Source organism: Streptomyces sp. RB17 (assembly GCF_009604455.1).
Lineage (GTDB): Bacteria > Actinomycetota > Actinomycetes > Streptomycetales > Streptomycetaceae > Streptomyces.
Map to the genome: position 1 here is coordinate 470,014 of NZ_WEGL01000003.1, position 13,020 is coordinate 483,033.

At 71.5% G+C, this 13,020-nt stretch carries 11 protein-coding genes; 6 read left to right on the top strand and 5 right to left on the bottom strand.

The annotated features are described in order from the left end of the window. Positions 1–8: 8 nt before the first annotated feature. Together SRB17_RS15815 and SRB17_RS15820 are read right to left on the bottom strand one after the other, a co-directional pair. The gene (locus SRB17_RS15815) at positions 9–1,304 is read right to left on the bottom strand and encodes an N-acylneuraminate cytidylyltransferase (RefSeq protein WP_153539051.1); all 1,296 of its coding nucleotides are present in this window, start codon (positions 1,302–1,304) and stop codon (positions 9–11) included. Positions 1,305–1,321: 17 nt separating this feature from the next. Continuing rightward, positions 1,322–2,644 carry a DUF6716 putative glycosyltransferase gene (locus SRB17_RS15820; protein WP_323375619.1) on the bottom strand — a complete coding sequence of 441 codons (1,323 nt, stop codon included), beginning with the start codon at positions 2,642–2,644 and terminating at the stop codon, positions 1,322–1,324. Between the two features lie 198 nt (positions 2,645–2,842). Here SRB17_RS15820 and SRB17_RS15825 point away from each other — a divergent pair, with 198 nt between their 5' ends. From SRB17_RS15825 to SRB17_RS15840, 4 genes are all read left to right on the top strand, one after another. Continuing rightward, positions 2,843–3,820, top strand: coding sequence for a glycosyltransferase family 2 protein (locus SRB17_RS15825; RefSeq protein ID WP_323375621.1), 978 nt, complete (start codon positions 2,843–2,845; stop codon positions 3,818–3,820). Beyond that, positions 3,817–5,151: an alpha-2,8-polysialyltransferase family protein gene (locus SRB17_RS15830; RefSeq protein WP_323375623.1), complete on the top strand. Its 1,335-nt coding sequence runs from the start codon at positions 3,817–3,819 to the stop codon at positions 5,149–5,151. The genes SRB17_RS15825 and SRB17_RS15830 overlap by 4 nt, the downstream gene beginning before the upstream one ends. Before the next feature lie 132 nt (positions 5,152–5,283). Beyond that, complete coding sequence (locus SRB17_RS15835) at positions 5,284–6,426, top strand: acyltransferase family protein (protein WP_194294022.1); 1,143 nt, start codon at positions 5,284–5,286, stop codon at positions 6,424–6,426. A 104-nt stretch (positions 6,427–6,530) separates the two neighbouring features. Beyond that, on the top strand, positions 6,531–7,466 hold the full coding sequence (locus SRB17_RS15840) for a class I SAM-dependent methyltransferase (RefSeq protein ID WP_153539055.1): 936 nt from the start codon (positions 6,531–6,533) through the stop codon (positions 7,464–7,466). A gap of 4 nt (positions 7,467–7,470) precedes the next feature. On the opposite strand, the gene SRB17_RS15845 is transcribed toward SRB17_RS15840, so the two are convergent. Next, a complete protein-coding gene (locus SRB17_RS15845) occupies positions 7,471–8,121 on the bottom strand; it encodes a TetR/AcrR family transcriptional regulator C-terminal domain-containing protein (RefSeq protein ID WP_323375624.1) in 651 nt (216 codons plus the stop codon). Positions 8,122–8,192: 71 nt separating this feature from the next. Here SRB17_RS15845 and SRB17_RS15850 point away from each other — a divergent pair, with 71 nt between their 5' ends. Beyond that, entirely contained in the window at positions 8,193–9,563 is a 1,371-nt protein-coding gene (locus SRB17_RS15850; protein ID WP_153539058.1) for an FAD-dependent monooxygenase, read from the top strand. A gap of 7 nt (positions 9,564–9,570) precedes the next feature. On the opposite strand, the gene leuE is transcribed toward SRB17_RS15850, so the two are convergent. Both leuE and SRB17_RS15860 read right to left on the bottom strand, forming a co-directional pair. Further along, the gene (gene leuE / locus SRB17_RS15855; protein WP_153539060.1) at positions 9,571–10,221 is read right to left on the bottom strand and encodes a leucine efflux protein LeuE; all 651 of its coding nucleotides are present in this window, start codon (positions 10,219–10,221) and stop codon (positions 9,571–9,573) included. 66 nt (positions 10,222–10,287) lie between these two features. Next, positions 10,288–11,868, bottom strand: a complete 1,581-nt coding sequence (locus tag SRB17_RS15860) for an acyl-CoA mutase large subunit family protein (protein ID WP_153539062.1) — start codon at positions 11,866–11,868, stop codon at positions 10,288–10,290. A 79-nt stretch (positions 11,869–11,947) separates the two neighbouring features. Here SRB17_RS15860 and SRB17_RS15865 point away from each other — a divergent pair, with 79 nt between their 5' ends. Continuing rightward, a complete protein-coding gene (locus SRB17_RS15865) occupies positions 11,948–12,826 on the top strand; it encodes a L,D-transpeptidase family protein (protein ID WP_153539064.1) in 879 nt (292 codons plus the stop codon). Positions 12,827–13,020 lie beyond the last annotated feature (194 nt).

The following is a 13,020-nucleotide window of genomic DNA, read 5'->3' on the forward strand; positions in this document are numbered from 1 at the left end:
GGATGTCCTTACTTGGGGAGGGAATCGAGAGAGGGGCCGAGGATCCAGCTGGCGATCTCTCGGATCGCGCCGTCACCGCCGGGGAGGGTGGTGACCGCGCGTGCGGCGCCGCGTACGACGTCGTGGGCGCTCGCGACCGCCACGGGCCAGCCGACGAGGGCGAAGCACGGCAGGTCGTTGACGTCGTTGCCGACGTAGAGCACGCGCTCCGGCGCGATGCCCTGCTCCTCGCACCACTGCTTCAGCGCGAGGTCCTTGCGGTCGATGCCGTGCAGCACCGGGAGCTTGAGCTTCCGGGCGCGGGCGGCGACCACAGGGTTCTGTTCCGTGGACAGGATCAGCATCTTCAGGCCGCTCCTGCGGAGGGCCGCGATGCCGAGTCCGTCGCCGCGGTGCACGGAGACGAACTCCCGTCCTTCGGAGTCGATCAGCACCCGGTCGTCGGTCTGGGTGCCGTCGAAGTCCAGTACGACCGCGTCGATGTCGTCGGCGGTCGGCAGCGAACCGGGGAGGTCCGCGTCGAAGAGGGGCGCCAGGGCGCGGGCCCGGGCCAGGTCGTGCGGGTCGTCGATCTCCAGCACGCGCGCGGGGTCGGTGCGGACGAGTTCCGTACGGCCGAAGAAGCGGTGCTGGTGCTTGCGGAAGCCGGCCGCGTCCATCGCGTAGGCGGCGCCGGTCTCCAGGAAGTCCTGGGGGCGGTCCTGGCGGCGGGGGCGGTAGGACTTGTCGTGGTTGACGCCGCAGCCTCCGGCGGTCGGCGCGGGAACGGCCTGGCCGTCGGTGACCGCGCCGGTGGCCGACGGCCCGCCGTGCGCGGCGAGTTCGTCGACCGCCTCCCGCCAGACGAATCCGTGGAACGGCGCGACCGTCAGCGCGGTGTCCGCACCGTCCTCGATCACCGCCGAGGCGACCCCGTCGATGTCCTCGCGGACGATGAACGGGCTGGTGCACTGCACGAGCAGGACCGCGTCGACCGCCGCGCCGTGCAGCGCCTCGTGCGCGTCCATGGCGTGCAGGACCGCGGCCTCGGAGGTCGCCGTGTCCCCGGCGATGGCGGCGGGCCGCAGCACGACCTCGGCGCCGGCCTCCCGGGCGGCGGCGGCGATGGCCTGGTCGTCGGTGGAGACGACGACGTCGGTCACCAGCCGGGTCGCCCGGCACTCGCGCACCGCGCGCGCCACCAGCGGGACTCCGCCGACGGGGGCGAGGTTCTTCGCGGGCACGCCCTTGGAGCCGCCGCGCGCGGGGATCACCGCGAGCACGCGGCGCACGGTCGCGCCTTGGCCCGCTTCCGGGTTGGACATGGGGTCTCCTTGGATGGTCACAGCTCCCCCATCCGGCGGATCACCGGAGCGACCCGCTGCACGCCGTGGCGGTAGGCGCCACGCGCGGCGCGGCGCACGATCTGGCGGACCGGTCCGGGCTCCTTGTCGGCGGCGGGCGCGCCGGGCAGCGGGACGCCGTCGGGGCCGAGGTGGTGCCGGGCGAGGATGCCGGGCAGATAGCCGGGCGCGGTCTCGGGGGTGTAGTAGGGGTTCAGGGGCGGCAGGCCGCCGGGGCGGTCGAGCAGCTCGGCGATGCGTTCGCGGGCGGTGTCGAAGGCCGTGTCGTACGAGCCGTCGGCGCAAACGCCCTGCCGGGCCACCCACTGCGCGTCCGGCACCGGCCGGTGCCCGGCGTCGAGCTGGTCCCAGGAGGCCAGGCACCCGGAGCCGGTGAAGTGGTGGTTGCCGAGCACCTCGCGCACGCCCAGGTCGGTCAGGATCACCGTGGGGACGCGGCGGTGCAGGGCCTCCAGGGCGGCCGTGGAGCTGACCGTGACCAGCAGGTCGGTGCGGTCCAGCACCTCGCCCATGTGGCCGTACACCAGGCGGAAGTTGGCGGGCAGGTCCTTGCCCTGCGCCAGCTTCTGGTACGGCAGCTCCTCGATGTGGGTGGTGTGCTCGCCGGGCCTGGAGCGCAGCTTCAGCAGCACCTCGCGCTCGGGGTGCTTCCGGGCGTGCTCGATCAGCCGGTCGAGCAGGTACGTACGGTCCTTGCGGCTGTCCGGGACGGACGGCTGGGCGGCGAAGACGACCGTGTACGGCTCGTGTTCGCCGGTGTACGGCGCCCCGCCGAGGAAGGGCAGCGCGACCTCGGTGACCGAGGAGGCGTCGGCGCCCACGCCCTCGTACACGGCCCGGAACCGGTCCGCGTCGTGGCGGGAGTTGGCGAGGACGAGGTCCGCGCCGTGCCGCAGCAGCAGGCCGTCGGCGAGCTTCTCGTAGACGACACCGACGTAACCGGTGACGACGACGGGGCGCTTGCCGGCGCCCGCCCAGGTGGCGCGCAGTCCGTGCAGCATGGCCTGGACGCCGCCGCCGACGAGCGCGAGGATGAGGACGTCGTACGGGTCCTCGGCGGCTCCGCCCATCGCACGCAGGAACTCGACGCCGGTGACCTCGCGGAGGGAGTCCGCCCGGACGCCGACCTCCTTCAGCTGGCGGGCTGTCGGGGTGGCGCGCCCCCGCAGGAGGTAGCCGTCGAGCCGGATCTCGGCGTCCGCGGGAGCGAGGCGCTGCGCGGTGAGCGCACCCCACTTCCATCGGGTGTCGGAATCGGCGAGGACGGCGACCCGCAGGGACTTCGTAGCACTTGCTGGCACGCCGAAGACGCTAGGAAGCCATTCCGAGGATCCGCCCAACCCGAATGCAACAAACGGTTAACAGCACATCGCCGAATGGCGAATCAGGGCGCGAGAGCACGGGAAAAAGGCCCGGTTCACAGCTTCGCCATGTGCCGTTCACCCGGCATCAAGCAGCCGGTCAAGACGAATGACGGGCTTCGCCCTAACGTTCAAGCCGTGGTCAAGCTCTCCGTCATCGTGCCGTTCTACAACGTGCAGCAATACGCGCCCGACACGCTCAGGAGCCTGAAGGCGAACGCGCGTGAGGACTTCGAATTCATTCTCGTCGACGACTGTTCACGCGACGGGACACCAGAGATTCTCGCGCGCGCGGAGCGCGAGCTGCCCGGAGCGGTCTACGTCCGGCACGAGCAGAACGGGGGGCTGGCGACCGCCCGCAACACCGGTATCGACCGCGCGCGCGGTACGTACCTGACCTTCCTGGACGGCGACGACTGGCTCGCCCCCGGCTACTTCCCGCAGCTGGTCGAGGCCATGGATGAACTCGGCTGCGACTTCATCCGCACCGACCATGTGCAGTGCACGGCCCGCTCGCGCACGGTGAACAGGGTGCCGGTCGGCCGGCGCAACGTGGTGATGGACCCGCGGGAGGCGATCCTGCCCGCCGACCGGTCCACGTCCGTCGACTACGCGTACGCGTGGGCGGGCGTCTACCACCGGCGGCTCGTGGACAAGGGGCTGCTGCACTTCACCCACGGACTGCGCACGGCCGAGGACCGGCCGTGGATCTGGAAGCTGCACCGGGAGGCGGAGTCCTTCGCCGCGGTGAGCATGCTCGGGGTGTTCTACCGGCGCGGAGTCGCTTCCTCGCTCACCCAGATCGGCGATGTCCGGCAGCTCGATTTCATTCGCGCGTTCGACCAGGTCGTCGCGGAAACCGCCGAGGACCGGGACGCCGACCAGCTGCTGCCGAAGGCCGTCCGCACCTATTGCGCCATCATTTCCCATCATCTGGGATCCATCGAAAGGTTCGAGCCCGCGGTGGCGAAGAAACTGAAATCCATGAGTGCCGCGGCCCTGCGGCGCATGCCGCAGGACGTGCTGGACGAGGCGCTGGACTCCATGGACCTCCAGCGCGCCACCAAGCTGCGCCGGCTGCGCCGCCGTCCCGCCTCCGCGGGGGCCGCCGCGTGACCACCCAGATCTTCCAGGCGTCGACGCTGTACGGCACGGCCACGCTCGCCGCCGCCCTGGACTCCGGCTGCTTCCGCCCGGCCGACCGGCGGATCCTGCTGGTGTGCAACAACGCGGCCACGCCCGAGACCACGCCCGCGCTGGACGAGGCGCCCGGTTTCGAGAAGCTGCGCGACCGGTTCGACGAGGTGATCTCGTACAACGAGACCATCTTCCCGTTCCATCCGGGCGGCTGGGCGCCCCGCGGCGACGACCTGCCGCTGTGGGAACGCTTCCTGCGTCATGAGTGGCGGCTGGGCGACGAGGACGTGGCACTCGCCGTCGAGTCGATCCAGGTCAACCCGGCCCTGGCGCTCGCGCAGATCTTCACCGGGGCCCCGGTGACGGTCTACGCCGACGGCCTGATGAGCTACGGCCCCACCCGCAACAAGATCGACCCGCTGGTCGGCACCCGCGTGGACCGGGTGCTGCACCTGGACCTGGTGCCGGGCCTGAAGCCGCTGCTGCTGACCGAGTTCGACGTACCCGGCGAGGTGCTGCAGACGTCCGCCTTCACCAAGGTGCTCGCCGAACTCGCCCCGTCGGGCGCGGAGTTGCCGGAGGTCGAGGAGCCCGCACTGCTGCTCGGCCAGTATCTGTCGGCGCTGGACATCCTCACCGCCGAGCAGGAGGAGAACCTGCATGTGCGGATGCTGAAGGGCGCGGCCGCGCTCGGGCACACCAAGGTGGTGTTCAAGCCGCACCCGTCCGCCCCGGCCCGCTTCACCCGCCTGCTGGAGCAGGAGGCGGAGCGGCTGGAGGTCGAGCTGACCGTGCTCGACACCCCGGTCCTCGCCGAGGTGCTGTACCAGCGGATGCGTCCCGCGCTGGTCGTCGGCTGCTTCTCCACCGCCCTGCTCACGGCGCAGGCCCTGTACGGCCTGCCGGTCGCCCGCATCGGCACCGAGCTGCTGCTGGAGCAGCTGACGCCGTACGAGAACAGCAACCGCGTCCCGGTGACCATCGTCGACGCGCTGCTGCCCGACCTCCGCGACCGCGCCGCGGTGACCGAGCAGCGGGCCGGCATGGACGTGGAGGCGCTCGGCGCACTGATCCGCGCGGTGGGCTTCGCGATGCAGCCGAAGATCTACCCGAGGCTGCGCGCGCAGGCCGAGACCTGGCTGGCGCGGAACCTGAACCAGCGCACCATGCGCTACTTCAAGCGCCGGCGCCTGTCCTCGCTGGCCCTGCCCGGCGGGGTGCCCTCCCAGCTGGCGTTCATCCCGCGCAACGCGACGGTCCGCCGGGTGGCGAAGAAGGCGCGGAGCCTGCGCAATTCCGTACGACGCTGAGGCGAGGCGGGCCCGCGGTCGGGCCCGCCCTCCCCGTTCACCCGGATGTCAGCTCAACTACGCAGTCATTTCAGGTACTTTCACACAAAATACCGAGATGATCAGCGTTTGTTCGGGTAGGCGCCGGACACCATGGCTGTTTCAACCCCCACCCTCGCCGCCGTTCCCGCTTCCCCCACCGCCGGAACGGCCCCCGCCCCCAGACCCCGGAGCCGGCTGCTCGCCCTGGACGGTCTGCGGCTCGTCGCCGCGCTGATGGTCTGCCTCTACCACTACACCGGTCGCGGCGGCACGGTCTCCGCGTCCTGGCACGGGAGCCCGGCCCACCTGTTCCCGACGCTGTCCCGGGCCGCCGTCTATGGCAACCTCGGTGTGCAGCTCTTCTTCGTCATCAGTGGTTTCGTGATCTGCATGAGCAGTTGGGGCCGCACCCTCGGCGACTTCTTCCGCTCCCGGATCGCACGTCTCTACCCCGCCTACTGGGTGGCCCTGGTCCTGGTCACGGGGGCGTCCCTCGCCCTGCCCGTCGTGGTCCACCCGGTCCGCCTCGACGAGTTCCTGGTCAACCTGACGATGCTCCAGCAGCCGATGGGCGCGACCCGCGTGCTGGGCGTGTGCTGGACGCTGTGGGTCGAGGTCCGTTTCTACGCGCTGTTCGCGCTGCTCGTCGTCCTGCGCGGGGTGACCTACCGCCGGGTGGTGCTGTTCGCGTGCGTCTGGACCCTGGCGGCCGTCCTGTGCCACTCGTCCGGCAACGAGCTGCTGAACCAGGTCGTCATGCCCGAGTACGCCCCGTTCTTCACCGGCGGTCTGGCGCTGTACCTGGTCCACCGCTTCGGCGGCGACCTGCTCGCCTGGGGCATCGTCGCGATGTCCTGGCTGCTCGCCCAGAGCGAGGCCACGCGCGGCCTGTGGGGCCCGCACCCGCACCGTGACCCCTATGTCGTCGTCCTGATCGTCACCGTCGCCTTCGCGGCCGTCGCCACCGTGGCGCTGGGCTGGACGCGCTGGGCCTCCTGGCCGTGGCTGGTGACGGCGGGCGCGCTGACGTACCCGTTCTACCTGGTGCACGAGCACCTCGGCTGGTTCGTCATCCGGGTGCTGCACCGGGGGCTCGGGCTGCCCGCGTGGCCGACGCTCGGGGTGACGGTGGTCTCCATGCTGCTGCTCGCCTGGCTGATCCACCGGTTCGTGGAGAGGCCGTTCGGGCCGCGTCTGAAGCGGGCGCTGAAGGAGCGGAAGTTGGGCGTGCGTTCATCTCGTCTTGGGTTTTGAACCGGCACCTCGGGCAGGCACCGTAGAGCCCTTGCCACCCCCAGGCCGCACAGGCTTTCCGCAGGGATCCCACAGACGCCGTACCGAGGGAGTGCCCACCCCGCATGGCCACCATCCAGGAAACGACGCGACAGCCCCACCGTCTCGACGACGTCGCCGGCTGGTTCCCGGTGCTCGACCAGTTGCTCTTCGACTGGTTCCTGAACCGGCAGGAAACCGCGGAGATGCGAGGTGATCTGCTGGAAGTCGGGGTCTACATGGGAAAGAGCGCGATCTTCATCGGCCGGCACCAGCAGCCGGGCGAGCGGTACACGGTGTGCGACCTCTTCGAGGGCGACGCCCCGGACGACGCCAACCAGGCCGAGTCCTCGAAGTCGTACGGCGCGCTGACCCGGCGCGTCTTCGAGGGCAACTACCTCTCCTTCCACGACGAACTGCCCCGTGTGCTGCAGGGCCCCAGCTCGCTGGTGCCCGCCGAGGTCGAGCCGGACTCCTGCCGGTTCGTGCACATCGACGCGTCCCACCTGTACGAGCATGTGCACGGCGACATCGGCACCGCCCGCGATCTGCTGCTCCCGGACGGAATCGTCGTCCTGGACGACTTCCGCTCCGAGCACACCCCCGGAGTCTCGATAGCCACCTGGGAGGCCGTGCTCAACCGTGGCCTGCGCCCCGTCTGCCTGAGCACCCAGAAGCTCTACGGCACCTGGGGCGACCCGGAGCCGGTCCAGGAGGAGCTGCTGGCCATGGTGCGGGAGCGGTCCGACTGCCATCTGAGCGTCCAGGAGGCCGCCGGACACCGGATCGTCCGGCTGAAGTCCAAGGGCATGCGGGCGCCGGAGTTCCCGCCCTCCAGGCACGCGGAGGCGGCCGCGCTGCCGCAGTCGCAGCCGGAGCCGCTTCCGCGGGAGACCCCGACGCCCGCGCCGGTGCGGCCCGTACCGCGCCGTGGCGCGAGCCGGGTCCGCCGGGTCGCCGTCGACCTGCTGCCGCCGGTGGTCACCCGGGCGATCCGCAACGCCCGCGCCGCCCGGAGGTGACGGCTCAGCCGATCCCGTACCGCGCCCCGACACCCGCGATCACGATCGCCAGGCCCTCCTCGAACTGCTCGTCGTAACCGTCGAAGAGCAGCTGTCCCACCTCGGCGGCGAGCGGGAACTCGGCCATCCGCCGGGCGCGTTCCCCGACGTCGTACCCCTCCCGGCGCTCGCCCGGGAGGGGCTGCACGCCCTGCTCCTCGGTGACGAAGCCGATCGTGTACGCGTTCACCGTGCGGCCCGCGTGGACCGCCTGGGCGAGCGTGAATCCGGCTTCCGTCAGCAGCCGCAGGTTGGCCTCCAGCTGGGGCGCGTGGTCCGTGCCCGTGAAACGTGACCCGCTGAACACCTTGGCGCCGTCGCGGTAGCCGAGCAGCGCGGCCCGCAGTCCGCGGCCCGCTTTCAGCAGTCGCTCCTGCCAGGTGTCGGCGGGATCGAGCTCGGTGCCCGCGACCGTCCGCCGGTACATCTCCGTCGCCATCTCGTCCAGCAGCGCCTGCTTGTCCTTGAAGTGCCAGTACAGCGCGGGCGCCTTGACGTCCAGCTCCTTCGCGATGGCGCGCAGGGTCAGGCCGTCCAGGCCGACCTCGTTCAGCAGCCGCAGCGCGGCGTCGGCGACGCGTCGGCGGTCCAGGGGTGCGCGTTTCTCGGGGCTCACGCTTGACAGCTTAACAGCGTTAAGGGCAGGCTCATGGGCAACGGAGCTTAACGACGTTAAGGAGATATGCGATGGATGTTCTGATCGTGGGGGCGGGTCCGACGGGCCTGACACTCGGCATCGACCTCGCCCGGCGCGGCGTGGAGGCCCTGATCGTGGAGCGGGCGGAGGCACTGTTCCCTGGCTCGCGCGGCAAGGGGCTCCAGCCGCGCACCCTGGAGGTCTTCGACGACCTCGGGGTGCTGCAGGCGATCCGCGCTGCGGGCGGCCCCGTCCCCATGCGGATGATCTGGAAGGACGGCGAGCGGGTCGGCGAACAGCCGATGTTCGACAAGGCCGAGGCGGACGCGGGCACTCCGTACGCCGAGCCGTGGATGGTCGCGCAGTGGCGGACGCAGGAGATCATGTACGCGCGACTGCTGGAGCTGGGCGGCCGGGTCGCCTTCGGGCACGAGGTGACCGGCCTGGAGCAGGACGCGGCGGGCGTGACCGTGCGGTTCGCCGACGGTACGACCGCTCGCGCGGGGTACGTCGTCGCGGCCGACGGCGGTCGCTCGGTGGTCCGGCGCGCGGTGGGCGTGGGCATGACCGGCGAGCCGGTGGACCCCGCGCCGTTCCTGGTCGCGGACGTACGGCTGCGGGGCCTGGACCGGGGCCACTGGCACGCGTTCCCGGGACCCGAGGGCAGCGGGGTCATGCTGTGCCCGCTCCCCGCCACGGAGGACTTCCAGCTGGCGGGGCGCTTCCCGGAGGGCACGGACCTCGACCTGTCCCTCGACGGCGTCCGCAAGATCGTCGCCGAGTACACCCACCTGGACGCCGAGGACGTGACGGAACTGCGCTGGGCATCGGACTTCCGTCCACGCGCCGCCCTCGCGGACCGCTTCCGGGTCGGCCGGGTGTTCCTCGCCGGCGACGCGGCCCACGTGCACTCCCCGGCCGGCGGCCAGGGCCTGAACACCAGCGTCCAGGACGCCTACAACCTGGGCTGGAAGCTGGGCGCGGTGCTGCGGGCCGGGGCGCCGGACTCCCTTCTCGACACCTATGCGGAGGAACGCCGGGCGAACGCCGCGGCCATGCTGAACCTCTCGACGGGGGTGCACCGCGGTGAGGTACGGCGCGGGAAGGCGACGATGCAACTGGGGCTGGGCTACCGGGAGTCGTCCCTGAGCGTGGAGACGCGCAGGGACCCGACCGGCGTCCGGGCGGGCGACCGCGCCCCGGACGGCACGGTGTCCGGGGTCCGCCTCTTCGACGTGTTCCGCGGCCCGCACTGGACGCTGCTGGGCGCAGACGCCCCGGCCGTTGGCGTGCGCGCGCTCCCGACGGCGCCGGCGTCGTACGGCCCGGGGGTCTTCCTGATCCGCCCCGACGGCTATGTGGGCTGGACGGGCGAGGCGGCGGACGGGGTCGGGGCCTACCTGGCCGGGGTCGGCGTCTGACCCCGCCCTACGCGCTGGCCAGCGTCAGCTTCACGGCAAAGCCCAGGAACAGCGCGCCCGCCGCCGAAGTGGCCGTCGCCGACAGCCGCTTGCGCCGCCGGAACGCCGCGGCAAGGCGGGTGCCGCTGAATATCAGCGCGCTGAGATAGAGGAAGCTCGCCAGCTGGGCGAACGCGCCGAGGACGACGAAGGACAGGGCCGGGTAGGCGTAGTCCGGATCGACGAACTGCACGAAGAAGGCGACGAAGAACAGGATCGCCTTGGGGTTGAAGAGGCTGACGACGAACGCCCGCCGAAAGGGCCGCTCGTCTCCGGTCCCGAGCGGGGTGTCCTCCTCCGCGGCCTGCTCTCTCCGGGTCCGCCACATCTGCCAGGCGGCCCGCAGCATCCCGATCGCCAGCCAGGTCAGATACCCGGCACCGGCGTACTTCACGATCCCGAACAGCAGGGCGTTGGCCTTCAGCAACGAGGCGACCCCGGCGGCGGACAACGTCATCAGCACGGTGTCGCCGCACCACACCCCCGCGGCAGCGGTGTAGCCCGCCCGCACTCCGCGCCGCGCGGCCACGGAGAGGACGTAGAGGGAATTGGGCCCGGGCAGCAGGACGATCAGGACGAGTCCTGCCAGATAGGTGGGAAGGTCGATGACGCCGAACATGGGTGGAGTGTCGCACGGGGGTACGACACTCCGGTCCGGGTGGGTCGGGGGTCGCCGTCCCGGAGGTCAGAACACCTCCGACGGCTCGTACGCCCCCCAGACCCCGCGGAGCGCGTTGCACACCTCCCCCACCGTCGCCCGCGCCCGCAGCGCCTCCTTCATCGGGTACAGGACGTTGTCCTCCCCCTCGGCCGCCTTCCGCAACGCGTCCAGCGCCGCGTCCACCGCCCGCTGGTCGCGCTCGGCCCGCAGCTTCTCCAGCCGCTCCGCCTGGCGGGCCTCGATGGCGGGATCGACGCGGAGGGGCTCGTACGGTTCCTCCGCGTCCAACTGGAAGCGGTTGACGCCGACCACCACCCGGTCCCCGGAGTCCGTCTCCTGGGCGATCCGGTAGGCGTTCCGCTCGATCTCGGACTTCTGGAAGCCCCGCTCGATCGCCGCGACCGCCCCGCCCAGGTCCGCCACCCGCCGCATCAGGTCGACGGCCGCCTCCTCGACCTCGTCCGTCATCCGCTCCACCGCGTACGACCCCGCGAACGGATCCACCGTCGCCGTCACGTCCGTCTCGTGCGCCAGCACCTGCTGGGTGCGCAGCGCCAGGCGGGCGGACTTGTCGGTCGGCAGGGCGATCGCCTCGTCGAAGGAGTTGGTGTGCAGGGACTGGGTGCCGCCCAGCACCGCGGCCAGGGCCTGTACGGCGACCCGGACCAGGTTCACCTCCGGCTGCTGCGCCGTCAGCTGGACGCCCGCCGTCTGGGTGTGGAAGCGGAGCATCAGGGACTTGGGGTTGCGCGCCCCGAACTCCTCCCGCATCACCCGCGCCCAGATCCTGCGGGCGGCACGGAACTTGGCGACCTCCTCCAGCAGCGTCGTACGGGCCACGAAGAAGAAGGACAGGCGGGGCGCGAAGTCGTCGACGGACATACCGGCCGCGACCGCCGTACGGACGTACTCGATGCCGTCCGCCAGGGTGAAGGCGATCTCCTGGACGGGCGACGCCCCGGCCTCGGCCATGTGGTAGCCGGAGATCGAGATCGTGTTCCACTTCGGGATCTCGGCGGTGCAGTACTTGAAGATGTCCGCCGTCAGGCGCAGGGACGGCTTCGGCGGGAAGATGTACGTCCCCCGCGCGATGTACTCCTTCAGCACGTCGTTCTGGATCGTGCCGGTCAGCTGGCCGGCCCGCGCTCCCTGCTCCTCCGCCACCAGCTGGTAGAGCAGCAGCAGGAGGGCGGCCGGGGCGTTGATGGTCATCGAGGTCGACACCTGGTCGAGCGGGATGCCGTCGAACAGCGCCCGCATGTCCTCGACCGAGTCGATCGCCACGCCGACCTTGCCGACCTCGCCGTGCGCGAGGGGCGCGTCGGAGTCGTGGCCCATCTGGGTGGGCAGGTCGAAGGCGACCGACAGGCCGGTGGTGCCGTGGGCGATCAGCTGCCGGTAGCGGGCGTTCGATTCGGCGGCGGTGCCGAAGCCGGCGTACTGGCGCATGGTCCAGGGGCGGCCGGTGTACATGCTCGGGTAGACCCCGCGGGTGAAGGGGTACGTGCCCGGTTCGCCCAGTTGCCCGGCCGGGTCCCAGCCCTGTAGGTCCTGCGGCCCGTAGACCGGCTCGATGGGCAGTCCCGACTCCGACTCACGCGTCATGGATGCCTCCGGGGTGCGTTCTGTCACCCCTCACCATGCCCCGTCGTTCGGCGGCGGTCACGCGGGGAAGCATCCCGGCATGAGGATCTCGGGAAGACCCGCCGCCCTGCTCGCCTCGACCGCCGCCCTCGCCGCCCTGTGCGGCTGCACCGTCCAGCCCACGGACTCCGACGGCAAGGCCCGGGCACCGGGGCAGGTCCCGGCCCAGGGGCGGGCTCAGGGACAGGCTCAGGGACGGGTCCCCGGCCAGGCACAGGAGCGGACCCCGGGAAACGGCCGGGCACGTCCCACCCGGACGGAGCAGCCGCCCTCGGCCGCGCCCGCTGCCCGGGTGCTGTACGCGCGCGGCGACAGCGGGGCGGGCGTACGGGAGCTGCAGGCCCGGCTGCGCCAGCTGGACTGGCTGTTCGACGGGCCGACGGGGTCGTACGACGATCTGACCGAGCGGGCCGTCCGGGGCTTCCAGGGCAGGCGCGGGCTGCCGCAGACCGGGCGCACGGACACCGTCACCTGGGAGCGGCTGGTGCAGATGACCCACACGCCCGGCACGTGGGAGCTGTACCTGATGGGCGGTCAGCCGGCCGGCGCACCCGACCCGCGCTGTATGACCGGGCGCGTGCTGTGCATCGACAAGACGACGCGGACGCTGCGCTGGATGGTCGACGGGCGGACGCTGTCGACGACGGCGGTGCGGTTCGGGGCGCAGTACACGCCGACCCGGGAGGGTGTCTTCCACATCTACTGGAAGGCCCGGGACTGGGTGTCGACGCTCTATCACTCGCCGATGCCGTACGCGATGTTCTTCAGCGGCGGCGAGGCCGTGCACTACTCGTACGACTTCGCGGCGCGCGGATACGCGGGGGCGTCGCACGGGTGCGTGAACGTCCGGGACGAGGCCGCGATCCAGCAGCTGTTCGCTCAGGTGCGGGTGGGCGACAAGGTCGTCGTCCACTGGTGACGCGGGGATGTGCGGGGCGCGGGCGGGACCGGGGGAACGTGTCCCGCCCGCGCCAGGTGCACGAGCCGTGGGTACGGGGGGAACCCCGGCTCAGTGCGACGGCCGATGACCAGTCGGCTCACTCAGTACTGCGCGCCGGGCTCCAAAAACGTCACACCCCACGCGGAAAATTTTTCGCGATCTACGAAACCGCA

What these genes read in the sequence shown, in the direction of transcription:
- SRB17_RS15815 (WP_153539051.1), bottom strand. Translation starts at nt 1,304, where the DNA reads ATGTCCAACCCGGAAGCGGGCCAAGGCGCGACCGTGCGCCGCGTGCTC.
- SRB17_RS15865 (WP_153539064.1), top strand. Translation starts at nt 11,948, where the DNA reads ATGAGGATCTCGGGAAGACCCGCCGCCCTGCTCGCCTCGACCGCCGCC.
- leuE (WP_153539060.1), bottom strand. Translation starts at nt 10,221, where the DNA reads ATGTTCGGCGTCATCGACCTTCCCACCTATCTGGCAGGACTCGTCCTG.
- SRB17_RS15835 (WP_194294022.1), top strand. Translation starts at nt 5,284, where the DNA reads ATGGCTGTTTCAACCCCCACCCTCGCCGCCGTTCCCGCTTCCCCCACC.
- SRB17_RS15840 (WP_153539055.1), top strand. Translation starts at nt 6,531, where the DNA reads ATGGCCACCATCCAGGAAACGACGCGACAGCCCCACCGTCTCGACGAC.
- SRB17_RS15850 (WP_153539058.1), top strand. Translation starts at nt 8,193, where the DNA reads ATGGATGTTCTGATCGTGGGGGCGGGTCCGACGGGCCTGACACTCGGC.
- SRB17_RS15860 (WP_153539062.1), bottom strand. Translation starts at nt 11,868, where the DNA reads ATGACGCGTGAGTCGGAGTCGGGACTGCCCATCGAGCCGGTCTACGGG.